The 2226-nt window shown below is 62.9% G+C and carries 3 protein-coding genes; 2 read left to right on the top strand and 1 reads right to left on the bottom strand.

Going from position 1 to position 2226, the window contains the following annotated elements; genetic code table 11:
- The coding region (locus ABT116_RS43270; protein ID WP_351646248.1) for an RDD family protein at nt 1-479 on the top strand (479 nt) is incomplete at its 5' end.
- A gap of 30 nt (nt 480-509) precedes the next feature.
- Here ABT116_RS43270 and ABT116_RS43265 read toward each other — a convergent pair.
- Nucleotides 510-1919 (bottom strand): acyl-CoA synthetase, encoded by a 1410-nt coding sequence (locus tag ABT116_RS43265; RefSeq protein WP_351646246.1) that lies wholly within the window; start codon nt 1917-1919, stop codon nt 510-512.
- 92 nt (nt 1920-2011) lie between these two features.
- Between ABT116_RS43265 and ABT116_RS43260 the strand changes: the two genes are divergently transcribed.
- Nucleotides 2012-2226 (top strand): hypothetical protein (locus ABT116_RS43260; RefSeq protein ID WP_351646244.1); only part of this gene is annotated, 215 nt, incomplete at its 3' end.

The following is a 2226-nucleotide window of genomic DNA, read 5'->3' as shown; positions in this document are numbered from 1 at the left end:
GAGTTGTATCGGTCGTCGGCGGAATGATCTCCACCGCGACGCTCGGAAGCGCTTTCGACTTCGATGCCTACCGGACAAGTTCGGGTCTGATCGGCCTCATGATCGGGATCGGTTCGATCGTGTACTTCGTATGGGGAGAGTCGGCATTCGGGGTAACCCTGGGCAAACTCGCCCTCGGAATAGGCGTTCGCTCGGTAGGAGGTGCGCGTCCGGCCCTGTCGCAGTCCTTCAAACGGAATGCATTCGTGATCCCCATGTACCTCGGATCGGCTGTTTCGGCGTTGGCCATGCTCGGTAGTGGTGACGAGCTCGTCGGCATGCTGAATTCGATGTCGTTGGGCAGTGTCGCGAGCATTCTCGGTTCTCTGGTAACAGTCGCTATTTCGATCGCGATCATCGTTTCGATCAGTAGCGCACCGGACGTACGCGGCTTTCACGATCGGATGGCTGACGCCGTCGTCGTGGTCACCCGACAGTAGCCGAGCACGCTTTGACGGAGGCGACTTGTCTCAGAGCGTCAGCAGTTTCTTCTGCACCTTGCCCATGGCGTTGCGGGGCAAGCTGTCGACCAGACAAACCTGGCGAGGACGCTTGTGGATCGACAGCGATTCGGCGACGAAGTCCGAAACCACTGCGCAGTCGGCTACTTCCCCGACGATGAAGGCGACTATGCGCTGTCCGAGGTCGTCGTCCGGCACACCGACGACGGCGGCTTCGCGAACCCCCGGGTACGCCAGAAGCGCCTGTTCCACCTCGCCTGCACCGATGCGGTATCCACCGGACTTGATCATGTCGACCGACTCGCGACCTACGACGCGGTGGAATCCGCTGTCGTCGATCACCGCGATGTCGCCGGTGCGGAACCAGCCGTCTTCGGTCATGGATTCCGCTGTCTTCGAGGGGTTCCCGAGGTACTCGTCGAAGAGCACGGCTCCCGAAACTTCCAGTTGCCCAAGCTGCTCACCGTCGCGCGCCGACAGTTCACCGTTCTCGCCGCGCAACCTCGTTCTGACACCGGGAACAGCGTGGCCGACCCAACCCGGGCGGCGTTCGCCGTCGTGCGTCGTGCTGACGGTGATGAGAGTTTCACTCATTCCGTAGCGCTCGACGGGAGCCAACCCGGTCAGCGATTTCATCCGCTCGAACAACGGAACCGGAAGTGGCGCGCTGCTGGACACGAGCAGACGCGCGGATCGCAATGCTGCTGCCGCCGAGGGATCTCCGCACACTCGTGACCAGACGGTCGGAACACCGAAGTACAGCGAGCCACCCGCTGCGGCATACGAATCCGGAGTTGGTCTGACGGTATGAATCAGCGCCGAACCCACGCGCAAGGCGCCCAACACGCCGAGAATCAACCCGTGGACGTGGAAGAGGGGCAGTCCGTGGACGAGTGTGTCCTCCGGAGTCCAATTCCACACGTGGGCAAGTGCGTCGAGATCCGCTGCGATCGATGCTCGCGAGAGGACGACGCCTTTCGGAGCTCCGGTGGTTCCCGAGGTGTACATGATCAGTGCAGTAGCTGCCGCGCTCGGTTCGGGATAGGACGTCGCGGATCGCGCGTGAATATCGATGGGAATCAACGGGATACTCGAATCCGTCGGCCCTTCTCCGAGTATCAGTTCGGCCTTGGAATCGGCGATGATGTGCTGACGTTCGAGCGGGCCGGAGTCCGGCGGGATCGGGACCACGGCAACACCGGCGATCAGCGCGCCGGTCACAGCAACGACCGTCTCGAGGCCGGCGGTGGCCTGTACTGCCACTCGCTGTGCGCCGTGGATTCGATCGGCGACCGCGGTGGCGGCGGCCAACAGGTCGGCGCGAGAGAGGGTTGCGCCTTCGCCGAAACTGACCGCCGCTCCGTGATCGTCGAAGAAGTGGGGGTCGAGGGAGCGCAAAAGTGTGGATTCGCTGTTCATTGTGAGTTTCCGTTCTTTGAAAGAAGTTTCAGACGGACCAGGGAACAACGAACAGCAGCCAGGCGAGGATCGGCGTCACGACCATGATGGTCATGCCCCACCGCATCGTCCGCCCGAACACCACGTCGCGTTCTTCCGGAGCGGCGTTCGCCACCACCAGTGCGCCGTTGGTCGAGAACGGACTGCAATCGACCAGAGACGACGAGATCGCCCGCCCACTCCCCCTGCGCCCCCGGCAGTTGGAGATCCTCACCCTCCTCGCGCTCGAACCCGACGGTTTCTCCCCGGAACGGCTGCGCGCGGCCCT

This window comes from Streptomyces sp. NPDC002130, assembly GCF_040296465.1.
Lineage (GTDB): Bacteria > Actinomycetota > Actinomycetes > Streptomycetales > Streptomycetaceae > Streptomyces.
This window is presented reverse-complemented; position numbering and strand designations above follow the sequence as displayed.